23 protein-coding genes are annotated in these 20,726 nt (G+C 38.5%); 13 read left to right on the top strand and 10 right to left on the bottom strand.

Translation table 11 applies throughout. The annotated features are described in order from the left end of the window. Positions 1-312: 312 nt before the first annotated feature. The 4 genes from ABE34_RS01380 to ABE34_RS01395 all read right to left on the bottom strand — a co-directional run bounded on the left by ABE34_RS01380 (position 313) and on the right by ABE34_RS01395 (position 3,414). Positions 313-1,122, bottom strand: coding sequence for a DsbA family protein (locus ABE34_RS01380; RefSeq protein WP_197139872.1), 810 nt, complete (start codon positions 1,120-1,122; stop codon positions 313-315). Then, positions 1,115-1,522 carry a globin gene (locus ABE34_RS01385; RefSeq protein WP_197139873.1) on the bottom strand — a complete coding sequence of 136 codons (408 nt, stop codon included), beginning with the start codon at positions 1,520-1,522 and terminating at the stop codon, positions 1,115-1,117. Before ABE34_RS01385 ends, ABE34_RS01380 begins: the two co-directional genes overlap by 8 nt. Positions 1,523-1,840: 318 nt before the next feature. Beyond that, a complete protein-coding gene (locus ABE34_RS01390; protein WP_276569469.1) occupies positions 1,841-2,638 on the bottom strand; it encodes a lytic transglycosylase domain-containing protein in 798 nt (265 codons plus the stop codon). A 182-nt stretch (positions 2,639-2,820) separates the two neighbouring features. Next, positions 2,821-3,414, bottom strand: coding sequence for a CYTH domain-containing protein (locus tag ABE34_RS01395; protein ID WP_197139874.1), 594 nt, complete (start codon positions 3,412-3,414; stop codon positions 2,821-2,823). 732 nt (positions 3,415-4,146) lie between these two features. Between ABE34_RS01395 and ABE34_RS01400 the strand changes: the two genes are divergently transcribed. The 6 genes from ABE34_RS01400 to ABE34_RS01430 all read left to right on the top strand — a co-directional run bounded on the left by ABE34_RS01400 (position 4,147) and on the right by ABE34_RS01430 (position 10,300). Further along, on the top strand, positions 4,147-4,530 hold the full coding sequence (locus ABE34_RS01400) for a hypothetical protein (protein ID WP_197139875.1): 384 nt from the start codon (positions 4,147-4,149) through the stop codon (positions 4,528-4,530). Positions 4,531-4,592: 62 nt separating this feature from the next. After that, positions 4,593-5,264 carry a GTP pyrophosphokinase gene (locus ABE34_RS01405; protein ID WP_049668156.1) on the top strand — a complete coding sequence of 224 codons (672 nt, stop codon included), beginning with the start codon at positions 4,593-4,595 and terminating at the stop codon, positions 5,262-5,264. Then, complete coding sequence (locus ABE34_RS01410; protein WP_079559569.1) at positions 5,261-6,055, top strand: NAD kinase; 795 nt, start codon at positions 5,261-5,263, stop codon at positions 6,053-6,055. Before ABE34_RS01405 ends, ABE34_RS01410 begins: the two co-directional genes overlap by 4 nt. Position 6,056: 1 nt before the next feature. Then, entirely contained in the window at positions 6,057-6,965 is a 909-nt protein-coding gene (locus ABE34_RS01415; RefSeq protein ID WP_242064728.1) for an RluA family pseudouridine synthase, read from the top strand. A gap of 1,503 nt (positions 6,966-8,468) precedes the next feature. Further along, positions 8,469-9,845 (top strand): magnesium transporter, encoded by a 1,377-nt coding sequence (gene mgtE, locus ABE34_RS01425; RefSeq protein WP_197139880.1) that lies wholly within the window; start codon positions 8,469-8,471, stop codon positions 9,843-9,845. Positions 9,846-9,898: 53 nt separating this feature from the next. Beyond that, a complete protein-coding gene (locus ABE34_RS01430) occupies positions 9,899-10,300 on the top strand; it encodes a hypothetical protein (protein WP_346655496.1) in 402 nt (133 codons plus the stop codon). A 65-nt stretch (positions 10,301-10,365) separates the two neighbouring features. Here ABE34_RS01430 and ABE34_RS01435 read toward each other — a convergent pair whose 3' ends face one another. Further along, the gene (locus ABE34_RS01435; RefSeq protein WP_079559573.1) at positions 10,366-10,890 is read right to left on the bottom strand and encodes a CotY/CotZ family spore coat protein; all 525 of its coding nucleotides are present in this window, start codon (positions 10,888-10,890) and stop codon (positions 10,366-10,368) included. A gap of 133 nt (positions 10,891-11,023) precedes the next feature. On the opposite strand from ABE34_RS01435, the gene ABE34_RS01440 reads away from it, so the two are divergent. From ABE34_RS01440 to ABE34_RS01465, 6 genes are all read left to right on the top strand, one after another. Beyond that, positions 11,024-11,428: a YhcN/YlaJ family sporulation lipoprotein gene (locus ABE34_RS01440; protein ID WP_241747131.1), complete on the top strand. Its 405-nt coding sequence runs from the start codon at positions 11,024-11,026 to the stop codon at positions 11,426-11,428. Then, a complete protein-coding gene (gene spoVAC, locus ABE34_RS01445) occupies positions 11,428-11,883 on the top strand; it encodes a stage V sporulation protein AC (protein ID WP_197139883.1) in 456 nt (151 codons plus the stop codon). Before ABE34_RS01440 ends, spoVAC begins: the two co-directional genes overlap by 1 nt. Further along, entirely contained in the window at positions 11,877-12,872 is a 996-nt protein-coding gene (locus ABE34_RS01450; protein WP_197139885.1) for a stage V sporulation protein AD, read from the top strand. Before spoVAC ends, ABE34_RS01450 begins: the two co-directional genes overlap by 7 nt. A gap of 16 nt (positions 12,873-12,888) precedes the next feature. Beyond that, complete coding sequence (spoVAE, locus tag ABE34_RS01455; RefSeq protein ID WP_197139961.1) at positions 12,889-13,248, top strand: stage V sporulation protein AE; 360 nt, start codon at positions 12,889-12,891, stop codon at positions 13,246-13,248. Positions 13,249-13,313: 65 nt separating this feature from the next. Beyond that, a complete protein-coding gene (locus tag ABE34_RS25335; protein ID WP_079559577.1) occupies positions 13,314-13,490 on the top strand; it encodes a YjcZ family sporulation protein in 177 nt (58 codons plus the stop codon). Positions 13,491-13,978: 488 nt separating this feature from the next. Continuing rightward, complete coding sequence (locus tag ABE34_RS01465; protein ID WP_197139887.1) at positions 13,979-14,227, top strand: stage VI sporulation protein F; 249 nt, start codon at positions 13,979-13,981, stop codon at positions 14,225-14,227. A gap of 132 nt (positions 14,228-14,359) precedes the next feature. Here ABE34_RS01465 and ABE34_RS01470 read toward each other — a convergent pair whose 3' ends face one another. The 3 genes from ABE34_RS01470 to ABE34_RS01480 form a co-directional block, all read right to left on the bottom strand. Beyond that, positions 14,360-14,788: a GNAT family N-acetyltransferase gene (locus ABE34_RS01470; RefSeq protein ID WP_197139889.1), complete on the bottom strand. Its 429-nt coding sequence runs from the start codon at positions 14,786-14,788 to the stop codon at positions 14,360-14,362. Positions 14,789-14,791: 3 nt separating this feature from the next. Further along, positions 14,792-15,307 (bottom strand): YjcG family protein, encoded by a 516-nt coding sequence (locus ABE34_RS01475; protein ID WP_197139891.1) that lies wholly within the window; start codon positions 15,305-15,307, stop codon positions 14,792-14,794. Between the two features lie 81 nt (positions 15,308-15,388). Beyond that, complete coding sequence (locus tag ABE34_RS01480; protein WP_197139892.1) at positions 15,389-16,108, bottom strand: alpha/beta hydrolase; 720 nt, start codon at positions 16,106-16,108, stop codon at positions 15,389-15,391. 112 nt (positions 16,109-16,220) lie between these two features. Between ABE34_RS01480 and ABE34_RS01485 the strand changes: the two genes are divergently transcribed. Then, on the top strand, positions 16,221-16,802 hold the full coding sequence (locus ABE34_RS01485; RefSeq protein ID WP_197139893.1) for a phosphatidylglycerophosphatase A family protein: 582 nt from the start codon (positions 16,221-16,223) through the stop codon (positions 16,800-16,802). A gap of 613 nt (positions 16,803-17,415) precedes the next feature. On the opposite strand, the gene ABE34_RS01490 is transcribed toward ABE34_RS01485, so the two are convergent. Next, a complete protein-coding gene (locus tag ABE34_RS01490; protein WP_197139894.1) occupies positions 17,416-19,209 on the bottom strand; it encodes an ABC transporter substrate-binding protein in 1,794 nt (597 codons plus the stop codon). A 16-nt stretch (positions 19,210-19,225) separates the two neighbouring features. Then, positions 19,226-20,722 carry an ABC transporter permease subunit gene (locus ABE34_RS01495; protein WP_197139895.1) on the bottom strand — a complete coding sequence of 499 codons (1,497 nt, stop codon included), beginning with the start codon at positions 20,720-20,722 and terminating at the stop codon, positions 19,226-19,228. Between the last annotated feature and the right edge of the window lie 4 nt (positions 20,723-20,726).

The following is a 20,726-nucleotide window of genomic DNA, read 5'->3' on the forward strand; positions in this document are numbered from 1 at the left end:
TTTCTATTTGACAAATTTGTGAATCTATCATTGGACTTGTTGCTATATTTACTATTCCATGATAAATTGAATCATGTGAAATAAATCACAAAAACAAACATACACCCCTTTGTTTGAACGTGAACATTTCTCCCATCCCCTTTGTGAAAAAGAGGCGTCATTATCTGTCGAGGATAGTGGCGCTTCTTTTATTTTTTTTAAGAAGTATTCCGATATAACTTAAAAACGTTCCGATAAATAAAAAAAGAGAACAGGGGCACAACATGAAATGTACGTTGTATCCCTGTTCTTTAGAATAATAGTATAATTGCATTATTTAAGACGCCACAGTGTAGCGTGATCTGTCTGAATTCGTTCAATCTTTTGCTGTAGCATACGCTTCTTTAATTCACGTTCAGCATTTTGCTCTGTTGATGAGTAGATGAAAGCTACTTCATTTGTTGAAAGGGTATGGAATTTTGCAAATAACTCTTCCATTGTTGGTAATGGTTGACGCAGAAGCTGTTCATCCATCATTTCTTGTAAAATATGTTCATAAACTTCATAGGAATAGTTGCCACTAACTTTAAGACCTTCATCTTCAATACATTCATTGAAAAACACAATGCTAGGGACTTCATCAACTTCCATCTCACGTTTAATATATAAATCGCATTGGAAGGCACGTGCTGCTTCTTTTGAACCGAAGTCTGCGGTAAATTCATTCATGTCTAATTGAACATCTTCCGCAATTTTTAATAACGTAGCATAAGAATTGACATCTTGTTGGTTTAGTAATACATATTCTTGTAGTTTCGACAAATAACGTGCGCCTGCACGTTTTCCCTGTAACTCGGCTGCTTTAATAGCGATCGATGGCAAAACAGGGTGATTAATGTCGAGTTCAATACCGGATACACAACCTTTTACACGCTTACTTAAGCAATTCAAAGAGGCAAGCTCTGTGCTTAGTACAAAGCGCCATGTAAAGTAATGATTGTACTCTAGCTGTAACTTACGAAGAACGGCTTGCAATTTAAAAGCTTCTGGACAAAGTGGATCTACGAAAATATACAATTCAATAGGCTTATTAGCAGTAGCAATCTCAGGAGTTGGCTCTTGTAGCATTTGAATATTATTCACGTAACAATTCCCCCTCATCGTCATTTGGTGTATTAATCATGTGATGAGCTGTTAATACTAAACGTTGATAATAAACTTCACGGAACTTACCTTCCATTCCTACTTCATCCATCGCTTCGGACATACATTCAAGCCAAGCTTGAGCACGATCAGGTGTAATCGGAAAATTCATATGACGTGCACGCATCATTGGATGACCATGCTCCTCAGTAAAAAGATTTGGTCCACCTAAATACTGTGTTTGAAATTGAATTTGCTTGCGTGCTGTTTCCGTTAAATCTTTTGGAAAGATTGGAATAAGATCAGGATGCTGTGCAACTCTTCTATAGAACGCATGGATTAGCTCTGAAAGCTTTTCAGCCCCCAGCTCCTCATAAGGAACAGTGTATTTTCGACTCATAAGTTTAATGCCCCTTTAATTCTTTATATCGTAAAGTATATTTTTATACTTAGTCATTTTCTTAAATGTGAATTTCTTGTGACTACCTTCATTCTATCAACGTCTTTTCGTTAACACAAATAAAGCGCTCTTTCAAAATGTTTTCGCTAAAAAAGCACAAATTTCACCACGCGGGTGAAATTTGCCGAGAAAGACTGTATTAACAATGATTATGCCTCGGCATAATTGCGTCCGGAATCGACTTTGTGCTTGCATAAAGTCGATTCCGTGACATCCGCCGGAGGCTTTAACTTCTGTCAGCGAATTTGCTGAGAGAAGTTAAACTGTGTAGTAATTCATCACTTTTTTGACATAATTCTGCGTTTCTTTAAAAGGAGGAACGCCACCATACTTTGTAACGCGTGAAGCTCCTGCGTTATAAGCAGCTAATGCTAATGTAGGATCATTATCAAATCTATCAAGCATTTGGCGTAAATATTTGGCTCCCGCCATAATATTTTGCTCTGGATCAAAGGCGTTTGTAACGCCTAAATATTGTGCTGTCTTTGGCATTAATTGCATTAATCCTTGTGCTCCAGCATGACTAACCACATTTGCATTAAAATTAGACTCTTGCTTAATCACGGCAGCGATGAGTTTCTCTGGTACATTATATGTAGCTGCTGCCTTTTGAATAATCGAAGCGTACTGATTCGCACCTGCTAATGAATTGGCATAAGCTGTTGAACCAATTACGTTATCTGAAACGTAGGAGTCTAGCTTTGTACTAGTTGTACTAGATTGTGTGTTTGCTAAAGATGCTTGTACAGATGAAGGTATAAAGACGCTATTAGAACCATTATAAAGTAATGATTGAAACGCACTCTTTTGCATGTTTTCAGATAAACCAGTTAAACTATTAAACTGATTCATCATAGACGAAGCGCTTGATACTCCTCCGAGCAAACTAGATAATTTTGCATTGCTAGTAGTAGTTGAGTCGCCAAGTATTTCGCTAATCATGTCTGAAAACATAGAATTGCTGTCTGTAAGAGTATTTGACGATGAATTTTCTGAAGCTCCTAGTGTTTGTAATGCTTGAATGTCAAGTAAAGTTCTGAGTGATTGGATATCCAAGGAGTTGCCACCCTTTCTTGTTATCTAGCTAACTTATTTCAGCAACATCCGCTAATAGAGTGACCAACATCACATTGGCCAAATATCTCCTGCGGATGTCACGGAATCGGAAAGGAAATCTTTGTACAAGCACAAAGCCGATTCCGGACGCGAAGCAATTATGCTGGGGCATAATTGATCTATTAGGATTGTTCTTTATTCATTTGTAATGCTTTCATAAAACGCGCAATTTTTTTATCTGTTGCCCGTTTTTCAATACCATATTGCTGTAGAAATTCGTCGAAGATTGCATTTCCTTTTTTTTCATCTTTTGATTCATATTCTACCTCATAATCATCGCACTGCAAATAGAAAGAATGATCGAATACTAGAAGGCCATCCTTATAAGGTATTTCGACACGATCAGTTGTTAGTGAACCAAATACCTCCAATTTTTCTAAAGGAATGTTAAAGAGAGCTAGTCTTTTGGCTACTTCTTGGGCATAGAAGCCTTCGCTAACAAGCATTTTCTCAGCTTGCTCAGCAGTCAATTCGTCAGTCGTCTCTAAGTGTGCATGCTCTGCATTTTTTTCTTTTAAAGTACATTCAAAGTATTTGTCGATTTGTCTAATACGAAGCCCGCTTTGGCGTTTCCGAATAGCTTGCGAAGGTGTGTCGAAATAATGATTTGTTTGACGATGAATAGCATTTTCGGAAATGTTGAATTCTAGCAGTAAATATTCGTATTGCTCTTTTGTTAAAAGATTTTTAAACTCTATTTCAATTTGTTGTGCCATTATGTTCACCTGTATATTTTAATTTTTTATTTGTGTTATTAGGGGAAAGGTTATACATAGCATGGGGTTGATCTCCGTTCCGGCTGGGCGCTTTCCTGGGGGCGTCCGATGAGCCGCTTCACTCGCGTTGCTCGTTGCAGGGTCTCATCTGTGACGCTGATCCCCAAGGAGTCGCCCAGCCTCCACTCCAATCAACTTATATGCATACAAACGTTTTAGCAAAATATCATCCCAAAATTCTGATGATGAAAAAAATTTAGTATGGCATGGCTCATCAACATAGCATGGGGTTGATCTCCGTTCCTTTATTGCTGATCCCCAAGGAATCGTCCAGCCGTAACGAAGATCAACTTATATGCATAAACATACGTTTTAGCAAAATGTCATCCCTAATTCCGATGATGATAAAAATTTAGTATGGCATGGTTCATCGGCATAACATGAGGGTGATTTTCTGTTTCACTTGGACCAACAAATGTTTTCTGTACGAAAGCGTAGCGGCAGCAACAGCATCGATGTTGGTCACGAAGTTGTTATCACAGGATGCAATGTGTTAGCCTTCGTTCCTCTATTACTGATTCCATAGGAGTCGTCCAGTCGGAACGGAAATCAACCACACGCTATAATAAAAAGTTTCGTTCGTTATTTCATTGATTTAGTATTTACACACTGCAACTATTTACCCTCTATGCTAAAATAAGAGGAAGAGTACGACGAAAAGGGGAACCGCGTGTGCGTAAAATTTATACAATAGAAACATTGAATTTTGAAAATGAAGAACTTCATTTTAGTTTAAACGACAATGAAGTAAATTTACAGTTAAAACCTGCTGCACAATTAATTGCAGATTCTGATGACTTTGCGTTTATTTATTTACTTGATGCAGGAGAGGATTATCATTACTTGCGTTTTCCGCCGAGTAGTTGGGATCAGCTTGTACATATTTTACAAAAAGGGAAAAACCCAATGCTACAACTAGGTGAAGAAGTACTTGAGCTTACAAATTTCTACGATGAATTGGAAATGCTCGTGTATAATATTGAAGGAAATTACAATTATGGGGCGGAATTTGTCCAAACGGTGGAACAACACTTCGAGAAAATTCTAGCTGAATAAAAAGACAAAACGAACAGACGGTGTTGGTTTTGTTCGATACCGAATGTCGGGAGGTTTTTGCAATGGGACAATGGGAAATATTTTTAAGTCCTTATAAACAAGCAGTAGACGAGTTAAAAGTAAAATTAAAGGGTATGCGTTCACAGTTTGGTATTGTTAATGCAAATTCACCAATTGAATTTGTGACAGGACGTGTAAAGCCTTTAGCAAGTATATATGATAAAACACTAGAAAAAGGACTTTCCTTTGAACCTTCTAAACAGCTAGGTGACGAGCTAGGGGATATCGCAGGTTTACGTATTATGTGTCAATTTGTAGATGATATATCGACAGTTACAGAGCTAATACGGCAACGTAAAGATATGCGTGTAGTGGAAGAGCGTGACTATATTACACATAATAAGCCAAGTGGCTACCGCTCATATCATATGATAGTTGAGTATCCTGTAGAGACGATACAGGGGAAAAAAGTGGTATTAGCTGAAATACAAATAAGAACACTAGCTATGAATTTCTGGGCATCTATTGAGCATTCTTTAAATTATAAATATAAAGGTATGTTCCCTGAGGAAATTAAAAATCGCCTTCAAAGTGCAGCAGAGGCCGCTTTCCGATTGGATGAGGAAATGTCGTCCATTCGTAGCGAGATACAAGAAGCGCAGGCTTATTTCAGCGAATATAAAGAAGCATCGAATCCTAATTTACTATCGGAGAAGGAGCGTGACTCAAAATGAAATTTTCCATTCAATCACGTAGAGATGCACAGTCGAACGAATTAATGGAGCTAGCCAGAACGTATTTGCAGGATTTTGGGTTAACTTATGATGAAGAGGCTCCTGAAATCGTAATCTCTATTGGTGGAGATGGCACTTTACTACATGCCTTTCATCGATATGCTCATTTGCTAGATCAGGTTGCCTTCGTAGGTATTCATACGGGACATTTAGGATTTTATGCCGATTGGAAGCCATCTGAATTAGAAAAGCTTGTTTTATCTATTGCGAAAAAGGACTTTAACGTTGTGGAATATCCTCTACTAGAGGTAAAGGTAGAGCATCATAATGCGGAATCCAATACGTATTTAGCGTTAAATGAAGCAACTGTGAAATCACCTGATGTCACGCTTGTAATGGATGTAGAATTAAATGGCAATCAGTTTGAACGTTTCCGTGGAGACGGTCTTTGTGTATCAACGCCTTCTGGTAGTACAGCTTATAATAAAGCCCTCGGTGGAGCAATTATTCATCCGACTTTAGCGGCACTCCAAATTACTGAGATAGCATCTATCAATAATCGTGTATTCCGTACAGTTGGTTCACCACTCATATTACCAGCACACCATCATTGTGTTTTACGTCCAGTCAATGAACAAAACTTTAATATGACAGTTGACCATTTACAAGTCACGCAAGGTGATGTGAAGTCGATTGCATTTAATGTAGCAACTGAAAGAGTGCGTTTTGCACGTTTTCGCCCATTCCCATTCTGGGAACGAGTGCATGAATCATTCGTGGCCAATGAGTAAAATGGATACAAGATTTACACTGCATTTTATAGCGGAAAAGGAAGGCCAACTACTAAGGGAGGCCTTAGCTGAATGGCGCATCTCCAAGCGAGCTTTAACGGCTATTAAATTTGATGGAGGCTTACTGAGAGTAAATAATGTCGAACGCAATGTTCGACATCCTCTTCATGTTGGCGATCGAGTTGAAGTTACATTCCCTCCTGAAGAAAAAAGTGAGGGGCTTGCTGTTGAACATGGTGAACTTGCTATTATTTACGAAGATGAAGCAATTTTAGTGCTTAATAAGCCAGCACATCAAAGTACGATTCCTTCGCGTGAGCATCCAACACATAGCATAGCGAATCTAGTGTGTGGTCATTTTCAGCAGCAAGGTTTAGCATCAACGGCTCATATCGTCACGAGACTTGACCGTGATACTTCTGGCTTGCTATGCATTGCCAAACATGCTCATATTCATCATTTAACGGGACTTGCACAACGTAGCGGAGAGATTTCTCGACAATATGAAGCCATTGTACATGGACATGTGGCACAAGATGTACAATCAATTATTGCTCCTATTGGACGCAAGGAGACGAGCATTATTGAACGAGAGGTGCGTGAGGATGGTCAATTTGCGCATACAGATGTGACAATATTAAGGCACTTTTATTTACAGGATAAACCGATGACACATATACAACTAAAGTTGCACACAGGGCGAACACATCAAATTCGTGTGCATATGGCCTATGTGGGACATCCACTTGTTGGAGATGAACTTTATGGTGGAAGTCGTGATCATATAAATAGACAAGCATTACATTGTGTGTCCTTAAAGATGCTTCATCCTTTGACAGGTGAGAGGTTACAATTTACAAGTAACGTAAATGAAGATATGCAGCAATTATTGAATGACTCCTTAGTTTGAAGTTTATTTCTTCAAATCTCTTTAGTTCACGAAGTGTGAAACCTATTACTGAATCATGTTATATATTTAAGGAGATGTTCGCACAAACGGGCATCTCTTTATTATTTTATAAGTTTTCTAAAAAACATCGTAACAGAAAATCAATTACGCCTTGGTGTAATTGCGTCCGGATTTTGAATTGTGCTCGCACAATTCATTCCATTTAAAATCCGTGACATCCGCCGGAAGCTTTGGGCCAACGTGATGTTGGTCACTCAGTTATTGCCACAGGACGTGGCGTTCTTAAACTGAGTTCCTCTATTCAGTAGGTGTTTGGAAACGCATTGAAAAGGAAATACATCCACATTCATCTCATTACCTTCAGAGGTGGGAATCTTCTGCTGAATGAAGATAAAGCGATTGTAGGGTATAGTAGAGTAGAGGATTTTTTAGGTATATTACCATAACGTGTGGTTGATTTCCGTTCCGACTGGGCGCTTTGTAGCTGCCGATTCGCTTTCGCTACAGAAAACATTAGTTGTTGCTGGCGCTTCGCTTTCGCACAGTTAAAACATTTGCTGACGCTACGTTACCACTACGCCTTCGCACAGAGCAAAAGCTTCCTGGGGACGTCCAATGAGCCGCTTTGTTGTTGCTGTCGCTTTGTTTTCGCACAGATAAACATTTGCTGTCGCTACAGAAAACATTCGCTTCGCTGCAGGGTCTCGGGCCAACAGATGTCTTTTGCGCGAAAGCGTGAGTGCAACGTAGCGGCAGCATAGGGTTTTGGTATTGTTTGTGCGAAAGCGCAGCGACAGCAAAAGGGTTTTAACTGCGCGAAAGCGAAGCGGCAGCGGCAGCAGCACGATGTTGGTCACGAAGGCGTTATCAAAGGACGTGATGCTTTTAGCTTTCGTTCCTCTATATTGCTGATCCCCAAGGAGTCGCCCAGTCGGAACGGAATCAACTATTTATGGCATACGGTTAATAAATATTATCTCCAAATTTTGGCGAAGAGTTTAGTTTTTATTCAGTAAAGGTGAAAAATGGAAACATCTATATTTTTTCAATTAGATTGCGGGGATGTTGTAGGATGCTATGTAGTAAAAAAAGGGTTTGCAGAAAAGGCATCATACACTCTATTATATAAAAGGTAGATTTACGAAATTGCCCGTATTAATGATTTAACTTATTTTAGCAAATGTTTTCTGTACAGAAAGCAAAGCGACAGGTACAAATAAATTTACTTTTCGGCGGTTGGTCAAACACTCGCTGAAATATAGGAACTCAGTCTAAGAACGCCACGTCCTGTGGCAAAGACTGAGTGACCAACATCACGTTGGCCTAAAGCCTCCGGCGGTTGTCACGGAATCGGGAAGGAGTTCTTAGGAGATGTTAGCCTAAAACCATCGCATCCATGCGATAACGGCTAACTGACCTGCATTGTGCAGGCCTAAGCACAAAGCCGATTCCGGACGCAATTATGCCGAGGCATAATTGATTGCTCGGAAGGAGGGGACAAGCATGATAGAGGAAAGAAATGAAAAGGATGATGTGCAATTCGACGAGGCACGTTTGCGAGAAATGCTCGAAGCACATGATATAAACGCATTCCGCGATGAGTTTTTAGAGCTTCATCCATATGATCAGGCAACGTTTTATGAGAAGGTGGAGCCTGATATACGAAAGACCATCTATTCGTTCTTGTCTCCAACGGAAATGGCTGATATTTTTGAGGCAATCGAAATAGATGATGATGAATACACAGCGTATCTGGCTGAGATGGATCCGTCATATGGTGCAGAAATGCTTTCTCATATGTATGCAGATGATGCAGCAGACGTTTTAAATGAATTGGATACGGAACAACGTGAAAGCTATTTAGGCATGATGGATGAGGAAACAGCTGAAGAGATTAATGAGCTTTTAAGATATGACGAAGGCACAGCTGGTTCTATCATGACGACTGAATATGTAGCGATACCAGAAAATTCCACTGTTCGTTCAGCGATGGCGATTTTACGGAAAGAAGCACCGGATGCTGAAACCATCTATTATATTTTTGTCGTAGATGAAGCACATCGATTAACAGGTGTTATTTCGCTTCGTGATTTAATTATTGCGGATGAAGATACTCGTATACGCTCGATTATGAATGAACGTGTTGTGATGGTGCAAGCGGGGGATGACCAAGAAGAGGTTGCCCAAATTATGAAGGACTATAACTTCTTAGCGACACCAGTTATTGACGATAAGGGTGAATTACTAGGGATTATTACGGTCGACGATATTATCGACGTTATTGATGAGGAAGCATCGGAGGATTATTCTAAATTAGCGGGTATTTCCGATATGGATAAATTTGATACAACCTCGTTCCAAGCGGCTAAAAAACGTTTACCATGGCTTGTCATATTATTATTTTTAGGGATGTTGACAGCGAATTTGATGGGACAGTTTGAGGCAACGTTAGAACAGGTAGCGTTACTCGCGGTGTTTATCCCTCTTATTTCAGGAACTTCTGGAAATAGTGGAACACAGGCATTAGCGGTAGCTATTCGAGGAATTGCGACAGGAGATGTTGAAGAACATAGCAAACTAAAATTACTCCTACGTGAAGCAGGCACGGGCTTAATGTCTGGAGTTGTTTGTGGACTGATTGTGATCGGCATCGTCTATATTTGGAAACAAGAGCTTATTCTTGGAATGTTAGTAGGAGCAGCGCTTTGTGGTTCAATTTTAGTAGCAACGCTTGCAGGTTCTTTTATTCCATTGCTTATGCATCGCATGAAAATTGACCCAGCTGTTGCATCAGGTCCATTTATTACAACATTAAATGATATTACAAGTATTTTAATTTACTTAGGTTTGGCGACAACATTCATAAGCAAAATAGGCTGAGAACCAATTTTCTTCCTTTCGCATATTGTATGAAAAAAAGGGAAGTGAGTAATGTGGGTCAAGAGCCACGCTTATTTATAAAGTCACCATCCTATTTTCTAAATATTTCTAAGGTGCTACATGAACTTGATTTGGATGAGAGTACGTCAGTGTATCTAAAGGACGGCTATTTCAATGAACAGACGATTGAAGAAAAAGAAGAAGTGGTTGATGAATTACAAATAGATCCGTATTTACTAAAGCAACTTCAATTTTTAGAAAAGCCGTTTCGGCAAAAAGCTTATCAACCGTTAGTCTTATGTTTAAAGGATGGTCGAAATTTACGAGGTAGTGCATCTAATGTAGAGACGGATTCATTGATGCTTACTTCTTTTGAATTAAAGACACAAGAGATTATTTATTTTGAGGACATAGAACAAGTTTTATGGCGGGGTAAACAATTACCTACTTTATGAAAAAAGTGTACAGCAGAAGATGCTGTACACTTTTTTTATGTGTAGTGTGTCAAAGGAGAAAAAGATTATTCACAAATCCCTAAGTCAACATCAGCAATACATTGTACAGCACAGAAGCACGATAAATCTACAGTAATACAGCTCTCAGTGGAATTCCAATCATCTACTTTACATATTTTTTTCATGTTGACACAGCAGCCATCTCGACTTAATAGATCGACTGTACTTTCACTGGAGTCAAATGAACATAAAGGTTCTAAAACACGCAAGGTAGCGCAGCACTCATCAAACATATCTTCTACACGGAAAAATACGGATGTACATATACATGGATCTGCTGTTGGAGAACTGAAAAATGCTTTAAAAGGAGTACCATCTTTTGTAATTAACATAAATACACGTGTATCTGCATGAGAGCGTGCTGGACTTACGATGCCTCCCAGTGGTTCTAGGAAACAGTTAGCTGTACATGGTTGACATTCTTCTCTCACCGCTTGATTCTGAATGTCTAAAATAGCGCGTACTACGTCACAAACGCAGCCTGCTGAATGGATTGGTCCAATAGGATTTGTTGGCTTGCCACAACCCATATTGTCACCTCCTTTCCTTGTTACTACTTCTACAATATGTACTTAAGAAAAATGGACTCGGGCCTTTGTATATATAGTTAAATGAATAGTTTTTTTATGGTTGGAGAAACTTTAGAGAAAAGGAGGGTAAAACTTGAAGCTATTAGGAATGATGTTACCTCTATTAGTCAGTTTATCGCTTTTAAGTGGTTGCGGTGAAAAAGAAAAATTTATTGTCTACGGTTCACCGGAAAATGAAAAAGAAGTTGAAGCCATATTAAAAGAGCAGAAATATGTAGACAAAACAACTGTTATTCAATACGACAATAGTATGCTTGTAGCAGTGCAAATTAAACCATGGGATAAATGGAAAAAGGCTAAATTAGAGAAAAAGCTGCAAAAGAAATTTGATGAAAAATATCCAAATAAAAAGGTATTTGTCTCAACCGATTATAAAATATTTTATGAAGCCAATAAAATAAAAAAGAATCAAGTTGAAGATAATAAACTGAAAGATAAAATTAACGAATTGAAAAAGCTAGCAAAGGAGCAAGCATAGTGGAAAAAGAACAATACCATCAATTAGAACAGAATGTTACGCCGAAACCGCCTTATTTTAAAAATGTTGCAAAGGCATTTTTTGTAGGTGGACTTATTTGTACAATCGGACAGGCCGTTTCACTTTTTTATATCATTTTCTTTAATTTTACTGAAGAGACAGCCGGAAATCCAACAGTTGCAACAATGGTGTTCTTTGCCATGATTTTAACAGGTTTTGGTTTATATAAGAAGATTGGTCAATTTGCTGGAGCTGGATCAGCTGTGCCTGTTACGGGGTTTGGTAATGCTGTTATTTCTGCTGCCATCGAGCATAGATCTGAAGGATTAGTACTTGGTGTTGGCGGGAATTTATTTAAATTAGCTGGGTCCGTTGTATTGTTTGGTGTTGTCTCCGCTTTTTTTGTTGGACTTATTAAATACATTCTCGTAACGCTAGGAGTGGTTTCATGGTAATTATCTTTCAATCGAAGCCATCCTTAATAGCAGCAGGTGTAGTTGCAGGTCCACTAGAGAAACGAAGTATATTTAGTCAACATTTTGATGCGACTTATGATGATGAACGTTGGCAAATGAAAACAAATGAGCAAGGTCATCGGAAAATGGTGGAAGAGGCCTGTCAATTTGCTATGAAAAAAGCGGACGTAAAAAATAAGGACATTGATTACTTTATGGGCGGCGATTTAGTAAATCAAATGACACCGACCAATTTTGCGGCTAGAGACTTAGACATTCCTTTTATTGGACTCTTCTCAGCATGTGCCACTTCTATATCTTCAGTAATCGTTGCGAGCCTTTTAACAGAAGTAGGTGCCTCAAATTTATCCCTAGCTGGTGCGTCCAGTCAACACAATGCGGTTGAGCGACAGTTCCGCTATCCAATCGATTATGGCTCACAAAAGCCTCAAACTGCTCAATGGACGGTAACGGCTGCTGGATATGCTCTAATTGGTAAACATCAAGAGGAATACCCTTCTATTGAAGCAGCAACTGTTGGAAAATCGGTTGATTACGGAATGGATGATCCCTTTCACATGGGTGCAGCGATGGCACCAGCAGCTTTTCAGACGATTCAATCACATTTAGAGCAGCGTAATCAAAAAATTTACCACTATGATTTAATTTTAACAGGTGATTTAGGACAACTTGGCTTAAAACTTTTAAAAGGTATGTTCGTTGAAAGTGGCATCAAGAGTGAGGAGTTAAAACCTTTACGTGATGCAGGTGCCGAGTTTTATGGGCAGGATGAAGCATTTCAATCCGGAGCGAGTGGTGCAGGTTGTTCAGCTGCTGTTTTTTTTAGTTATGTAATTCAACAGATGCGAGCAGGTACTTATAAACGAGTTCTTCTTGTAGCGACAGGAGCATTACTGTCTCCGCTTACTTTTCAACAGGGCGAGACGATTCCATGTACGGCACATGCGATTGAAATTACAATGAAATGAGGTAAAAGCTATGGCTATGACATTTGTATTTGCATTTATTGTAGGAGGCATTATTTGTGCCATCGGTCAATTACTAATGGATGTAGGAAAATTAACACCAGGACATACATTAAGTACTCTAGTCGTAATTGGTGCAATTCTAGACGGAATAGGCTTGTATGAGCCTCTCATTGCTTTTGCAGGTGCTGGTGCAACAGTTCCTATTACGTCCTTTGGAAATTCTTTAACGCATGGTGCACTTGCTGAGGCAGAAAGGCATGGGCTTGTAGGCGTGTTAACTGGGATGTTTGAAGTAACAAGCTCAGGCATCAGTGCTGCCATTGTCTTTGGCTTTATCGGAGCATTACTTTTTAAACCAAAAGGAAATGTTGACTAGACGAATACCCCACCCATTTTTACAACCCAAACATATTATAGGTTGTAGAAGGGAGGGGTATTTTTATGGGATATCAAGGCTGGGGCTCGTATGGAGGGCACTCTGATGGTTGCTACGGAGGAGATTACGGCGGATATTATGGCTGCGGATATTATGGCTATGGACATGGTCAGAGTTCAACGTTTGTTCTAATCGTTGTTCTATTCATTCTTCTAATCATTGTTGGTGCTACTATCATCTAACTTCTTTCAGCATTTGTCTTTTGTACCGAAAGCGTAGCGACAGGTACAGAAGTCTTCTACCTTTAAAGGTGTGAGATGAATGCGGATTTAAGCTATTTTTCAGTGAGTGTCCAAATATCTGCTGAAAGAAGTTAAGCCTCCGGCGGATGTCATGGAATCAGAAAGGAGTTCTTAGGGGATGTTAGCCTAAAATCATCGCATCCATGCGATAACGGCTAACTGACCTGCATCGGTAAAAACGCCACGTCCCGTGGCATTACCGAAATGACCGACATCGTGTCGGTCCTCGTGCAGGCCTGGGCACAAAGCCGATTCCAGACGCAATCATGCCGAGGCATAATTGATATGTACAGTTGATAAGAGGCTTTAGCTTTTCTTCAGAGTGCTTTATTATCTGAATAAAGTTTAAAGCCTTCACTATTTTTCGAATGTTTCGTGCATAAAATATGAATGGAAATAAATTAATTTTAACTGATAGGAGGGGGAACATGAATCGCGGATTTTTTAATTCAATTGAACAAAAAACTGGGGTATCTATGGAAGAGATCTTCGCATTAGCAAATGCAATCCAACATGCTGATTTTACAAGTGAAAAACAAGTAAGAAAAATCGTACGACGCGTAAGTAAGGTGTCCAATAGACAAATTACGCAAGAGCTTGAAGATAAGTTAGTTCAATCTATTATTCAAGATGGTGCTTCACTAGACCTCGATAAAATTACTAAAATGATGAAATAATTTGATATATTTAAAAGGTTGGTTAAATGGACTTTCATTTATACATCAACCTTTAAAGTTTTGTAGAAAAATAAAAAAAGGTGTTACGATATGCCGTAGCATTTTCGTAACACCGATTTGAGCTGAAAGAAATTAAATCGTTTTTTCCATAGCACGATGTGGGATACCAGCATCCATAAATTCGGGAGATGTTACCGCATAGCCAAGCTTTTCATAAAAAGGAATAGCATAACTTTGTGCGTGGAGTTTTAGCTTTTTCTTATTTATTGAAATAGCGTACTTTTCCATTTCCTTCATAATTAAAGCACCTAGTTTTTTGCCTCGCTGATCTTGTAAAATACAGACTCGTTCAATTTTTGCAGCATCGTCCACAATATTACGTAAACGTGCAGCACCTACAGGATCATTGTCTTCGTACATAATAAAATGAGTTGCAGATGCATCCGCGGCATCACACTCTAAATGCAACGGCACACCTTGCTCTTCAACAAAAACCTGTTTGCGAACTGCGAACGCATCCTCGTGCTCTTTTGCTGTTTCCACTATCTTAACGTTGTACAAGGATTACTCAGCTCCTGACAATCGGAATGTTTCATATGTTGTCCACGAGCCATCTTCCAATTGGTATAAAAGATGAATACGATCAATTGTATCTTTTTCATCAACGCCTGTCATACGTAGTTGGCCAAAGATGTCATCATGCTCGGAATCTGTCATTTTTTGAGCAATCGTGATATGTGGTACAAATACATGTTTTGACTCACCAAAAGATACTTTTTCTTCAATTGCTTGGTGGAATGCTGTTAATTGTTCAGTTGGTTCAATGCGGAAATAAATCGCATTTGTTGTAGGGAAAAATGAACTTATACGTAATGCATGAATGTTTAAAGGTGCATAGTCGGCAACAAGTTCATCTAATTGCTTTATAACAGTCTGAATCTCATCTTCTGTTGCATCAAAGCTGTCCTTTAATGTAATATGCGGAGTAATTTTCGCATAATGAGGATCGTATCGTTTACGATACGTATTCGCTAAATCTTGCAATTTTTTTGATGGAAATGCCACAATACCGTATTTCATAGGCCATTACCTCCCGAAAGTAAACAATTTTTTATTTAAGTATAACAGAAATTTCCGATTTCGTAATTTGATTCGTCTATATTAATTGAAATTTTCAATTAATGCGCGACGTAGATCAGGTTTCCAATATTTCCATGTATGATTGCCATTAAATTCTTCATAGAATAAAGAAAATCCTTTGTCTAACATGAGATTATGAAGCTGACGATTTGGTGTTAAAAAATCTTTAATGGTTTTATCCATTGTGACAACTTTATTTTCTTCTTTTCCAACAATATGGTAAATGGAGATTGCGCCTGGATCTTTAAAATTCTCTACAGCTTGCAACACATCTTCATCAACATATGGTGATTGTAAAATAACCTTGCCAAAAATACTTGGATATTTTAATGCGGCCATTAAGGAAGCGGTAGCAGCCATCGAGTCACCAATGACTCCACGACCCATTCCCATTTGATAGGTTGCATATTCAGCGTCTAAATAGGGCACAAGCTCGTGTGCTAAAAAACGAAGATATGCTTCATGTTGCTCTCCACTTGGAATATATTTAAGACGTCGATCCTTTATGTCTTTATAAGGAACGAATGCAATGATTAAATTTTCGATTTCATAGTCATCGATAAGTTCATCAGCAAGTTTTGTAATACCTCCAAGCTGGAAATAATCTTTGCCGTCTGATGCAATTAAAATATTATATTTATATAGTGGAGAATAATTTGCAGGAACATAAATATAGAGCAATAATTCCTCCTGTAAAGCTTCACTATAGAACTTTAAATCTTGTACAGTCCCCTTATCCAATGATGACACTCCTTCTCATGTTTGTATCGAAATTGTACCATATAGCTAAAGTAAAGGTATAATAGGTTGAGCTAGCACTATTCTAGCAATCAAATCGAAGTGAGGGATAGTTATGCATGATAAAAGTACTCGCATACACTCTGATGAAGTAGCGAAGGCAGCTCAAGCTGCACTTATTCGTCGTGGTGTATCGCTAGAGGATATTGCTAAAATCGTTTATGAAATGCAAAAATCCTATAATGAAGGTTTAACATTAGACCACTGTGTTCATTCTGTTGAGCGTGTATTACGTAAGCGTGAAGTTCAACATGCTTTATTAGTAGGAATTGAATTAGATGAACTTGCAGAGAAAAAGTTATTGTCGGCACCGTTACAGCAAATTATTGAATCCGATGAGGGTTTATTTGGTGTGGATGAAACAATCGCACTTGGATCTGTCTTTACATACGGTAGCATAGCGGTAACAACCTTTGGTCACTTAGATAAGCAAAAAATCGGTATTATTAAGAAGTTAGATACAGAACCTGGTCATCATGTAAATACGTTTTTAGATGACCTAGTTGGCAGTATCGCAGCTTCTGCCGCATCCCGTATTGCACATCGTATGCGTGACTTGGAAGAAGAGGGCGGTACATTTGCTGATATTGATCCCGAAGAGCTAGGACCAAAACCAAAATCACATCATGAGATTTAACTTCTTTGAGCACCCCTGAAATCGAGGAACTCAGGCTGAGAACTTCACATTCTGTGAAAATGCCTGAGTGACCAGCATCTTCTAAAATAGACAACAGAGCCTTCTATAAGTATGTGAGGGCTCTTTTTTAGTGTTGAAAAACATATTGGTCAAGGGATTATAATGGGGGGATATCTGCTCAATGCTCTTCTTTCCAATGGGCGAGTTGTTGCTGTCGCTCCGTTGTCACTTTTAATTAAAGTGACATACCTGAAAACACAAACTGTGTAAAAGCGGTTGATTGGAGTGGAGGCTGGGCGACTCCTCGGGGATCAGCGATATAGAGGAACGAAGGCTAAAAGCATCACGTCCTGTGATAACGCCTTCGTGACCAACATCGTGTTGGCCCGAGACCCTGGAGCGAGCAGCGCGAGTGAAGCGGCTCATCGGACGCCCCCAGGAAAGCGCCCAGCCAGAACGGAAATCAACCTCACGCTTTGCCGTAGAACCATAATATATATTTATTTGGACACCTTAATTTCATAGACATAATAGTTATTCAACACTATGAAAGAGCCTCCTCAATAATATGAGGAGGCTCTGCTTATTTAGTATTCTTTATGAAATATACTTATTAATCGTTAAAGGCTTTTAAATATTCTTTTACTTTTTTACTGTCTGCTTCAAGCTTTAACCCAGTATTAATGAGTGGTGAAACAGTGGATACAGCAGATTTTTTATTGCCTTGATAGTAGCTAATAAATTCATCTTGATTAATAGAGTACAGAATTGCTTTACGTAGGTCTACTGATTCTGAAACAGGGCGACCAGATGTATTCATTTGTAGATAGGATACGGCATTACTATCAGCAGTATTTAAAGTTAGTTTCGTATCAGATTTTACAATGTCTAGCTTTGTTTCTGGTACTGACTGAAGAACATGAATCTCACCATTACGTAATGCTGATAATGCACTGTCGTTATCAGCGATAAAACGAACATTAATTTTTGCGATCTTCGGTTCATATTCACTACCTACACGGTAGGCAGGATTTTTCACAAACTGTGCTTCATAATCATTTTTCTTTATAAGAATGTAAGGACCGCTAGCGTAAAGATGGTTGTTGTATGTTGCTGTGCCTTCCGTCACTGTAGCTTGATCACCATAAGCAATATCCTTGTCTGGATTATAGGCTGCTACATCATATGTGTTAATGCTTGTTACTTGTTTTTCAGAAACGATACCACCAGATTGGTGTGCTAAATAATTTAACACTTGTGGGAATGGTGTTGGTGTTGTAATTTTAACAACTTGGTATGCTCCAGTCGCATTATTCACAGTCCCTTTGTCTTTTGCTAATTGCGTTACAGAAGCAGGGAGGTTTTGGGATAATGCTTCTAATACAGACTGATCAGAGCCTGCAACTTTTTTCTTTTGTAATTCAGCTAAGTCAGAAACGATTTCGACTGTTTCGATATTTTCATGAAGACTATATGTGCGATGGTCTGGAACTGATTTTGAATCTTTTGCACGGTTTAATGAGAATACAACGTCTTCTGCTGAAACCAATTCACCTGTATCAACAGCAGCACCATCTTTTACAGCAGCGAAGTTAAGATCATCACGTAAAATAAAATAATATTCTTGGTTCCCTTCAGCAATAGCATGGTTATAAGATAATGAACCATCAGAAACGACTTCATCTGTATCTGTTAAGTTTACAAGTCGTACATACATATTCGTATTTAATGTATTAATAGAACCGTCATTTCCTTTAATAGGATCAAGAGATGTTAACGACTCTATTGTTTGATGTAAAATCAACGGTTCAGTTGCATTTTTGGATGAATCATTGAATTCGATATTTTCCCATACTTGCGCACGGGATTTTGGTAGATGTACAGTTTTTGGGTTTACTAATTCAGAGTATATGCCTTGATATTTATTTGAAATATATAAAGGCGCAATATAAGCTTGATCGAATACTAAAAGCTGTTCTAATTCTTTATATTTTGCAGCGGCTTCATCACCTGTCAACGTACTCGCTTCCTCGATGAGCGCATCTAAACTTGAATCAGATACAATACTATAGTCACCGCCTGTTTTAAACAAACCACGAACAGCATAATCAGGGTTCCCTGTTACTGTTGTCCAGCTAGATAGAGCTAAATCATAATTTCCAGCATCTTTTTGTGCTGAAAATGAACCATAATCAGGTTGAATATTTAGTTTAACTTCAAAGCCATTTTTAACTAGTTGATCTCGAACAATATTCATATCTTCCTCAGAAGCGGCCATCCCTAATACTTCAACTGTCTTTTTACCTTTTTCTTTTGAATCTTTACTACCTTCCACTTCAGTTTTTGTCTGTACACAGCCTGCTAATGCTAAGACGGCAATGAATAAGAATACAAGTAATCTTTTCATGTAAGAACCTCCATTATTAATTTGATTTTGGATCTAAAGCGTCTCGTAATCCATCTCCTAAAAAGTTAAAGGAGAGAACGAGAAGCATAATACAAAGACCTGGGAAAATAGCGACATAGGAATGTGTTTCCAGGTACGTACTACCGACTTTTAGAATATTGCCCCATTCAGGAATGTGTGGCTCAATGCCAAGCCCTAAAAAACTTAAACTACTTGTTGAAATTACAGCACCACCAATAGTTAATGTTGCTTTGACAATCATCGGTGCTAACGAGTTAGGGACAATATGTTTAAAAATGATTGCAGCATCAGAAGCTCCTAAAGCTCTGGCTGATTCTACGAATTCGAAATTAGAGAGCTGCATTACATTAGCGCGCATAGTACGAGCATAAGTTGGAATGGCTCCAACACTTAGTGCGATGATTAAATTCATAGTATTGGCACCAAACGCTGCGATAATAGCAATAGCAAGTAGAATTCCAGGAATGGCATATAAAATATCAAGACTTCGCATAATTATGTTGTCAGTCGCTTTCCCGTAATAACCGGAAAATGCTCCAAGGGCTCCGCCGACTAAAGCAGGTATGATTGTTGAGAAAAATCTGACTATAAGCGATATTTGTGCACCGAAAACAATGCGAGAAAATAAGTCACGCCCGTAATTATCGGTGCCTAGCGGATATTCTAACGAAGGTGTTTGTAATAATGCCCCATAGTTATTTTCAATAGCAAAGTCATAGTCAAATGTCCAAGAGCTTGTTACGGACAAAGAAAACATTAGCACTATGAAAAATAATCCGAAGACGGCCATCGTATTGCGTAAAATCTTTTCCCAAATTCTTTGCCATTTTTCAATTGTAGAGGGATTCGCCTTTCGAGCTTTTTGAATAAGGCTATACCCTAGCAATGTTGCAAATAGATTGCCAGTCAATGAGGCAATAAGCAGCAAAATGCCAGGTAGCAGCATCCATTTTGGCGCAGCCTCGGAAGTCACAAATTTTGTACATAGCATCAACATCACGATATAAAAGATTGCAAGGAGTAAGAAAAGACCCATTGCAAGTAAATAAGTATCTGTGACGTACGGTTTAAATAAGTTCAGTGCTGAAATACCGATAATAAAAAGCTGAGTGATCAATGCATAAGCAGCAAAAGTATATTCAGCTGTCTTACTTTTTGAAATAAGTAAAAAAGCAAAAGATGTTGAAAAAATATTACCTGAAACGATTGTCAATAACAGTGGATAACCAAGTAATCGAGTGCTTTTTCGTATGTCACTATAGCTTGCTAAATCCTGTTTAATGCGTAAAGTCAGGAAACCAACATAAGCTGTGGTAACTGCATAAATGACAAAAAAGATTAAGACGATTGGTCGCCAACTTTGAGTAGAAAAATTATAGCTATAAGCTAGAAACAATAAAGAAAACAGTAAGGAAAAGACAAGTGTAAAATGTGAATTGACATATTCCTGTGTTATCTTCAAAAGTAGTTTGACATGTAAGCTGTTTTTCACGGGT

Source organism: Lysinibacillus sphaericus (assembly GCF_015844675.1).
GTDB classification, from domain to species: Bacteria; Bacillota; Bacilli; order Bacillales_A; family Planococcaceae; genus Lysinibacillus; species Lysinibacillus sphaericus_E.

Coding starts and splice junctions, on each gene's coding strand:
- mgtE (WP_197139880.1), top strand. CDS start 8,469: ATGATAGAGGAAAGAAATGAAAAGGATGATGTGCAATTCGACGAGGCA.
- ABE34_RS01475 (WP_197139891.1), bottom strand. CDS start 15,307: ATGAAATACGGTATTGTGGCATTTCCATCAAAAAAATTGCAAGATTTA.
- ABE34_RS01415 (WP_242064728.1), top strand. CDS start 6,057: ATGGATACAAGATTTACACTGCATTTTATAGCGGAAAAGGAAGGCCAA.
- ABE34_RS01385 (WP_197139873.1), bottom strand. CDS start 1,522: ATGAGTCGAAAATACACTGTTCCTTATGAGGAGCTGGGGGCTGAAAAG.
- ABE34_RS01485 (WP_197139893.1), top strand. CDS start 16,221: ATGCATGATAAAAGTACTCGCATACACTCTGATGAAGTAGCGAAGGCA.
- ABE34_RS01465 (WP_197139887.1), top strand. CDS start 13,979: ATGAATCGCGGATTTTTTAATTCAATTGAACAAAAAACTGGGGTATCT.
- ABE34_RS01490 (WP_197139894.1), bottom strand. CDS start 19,209: ATGAAAAGATTACTTGTATTCTTATTCATTGCCGTCTTAGCATTAGCA.
- ABE34_RS01435 (WP_079559573.1), bottom strand. CDS start 10,890: ATGGGTTGTGGCAAGCCAACAAATCCTATTGGACCAATCCATTCAGCA.
- ABE34_RS01395 (WP_197139874.1), bottom strand. CDS start 3,414: ATGGCACAACAAATTGAAATAGAGTTTAAAAATCTTTTAACAAAAGAG.
- ABE34_RS25335 (WP_079559577.1), top strand. CDS start 13,314: ATGGGATATCAAGGCTGGGGCTCGTATGGAGGGCACTCTGATGGTTGC.
- ABE34_RS01450 (WP_197139885.1), top strand. CDS start 11,877: ATGGTAATTATCTTTCAATCGAAGCCATCCTTAATAGCAGCAGGTGTA.
- ABE34_RS01410 (WP_079559569.1), top strand. CDS start 5,261: ATGAAATTTTCCATTCAATCACGTAGAGATGCACAGTCGAACGAATTA.
- ABE34_RS01405 (WP_049668156.1), top strand. CDS start 4,593: ATGGGACAATGGGAAATATTTTTAAGTCCTTATAAACAAGCAGTAGAC.
- spoVAE (WP_197139961.1), top strand. CDS start 12,889: ATGACATTTGTATTTGCATTTATTGTAGGAGGCATTATTTGTGCCATC.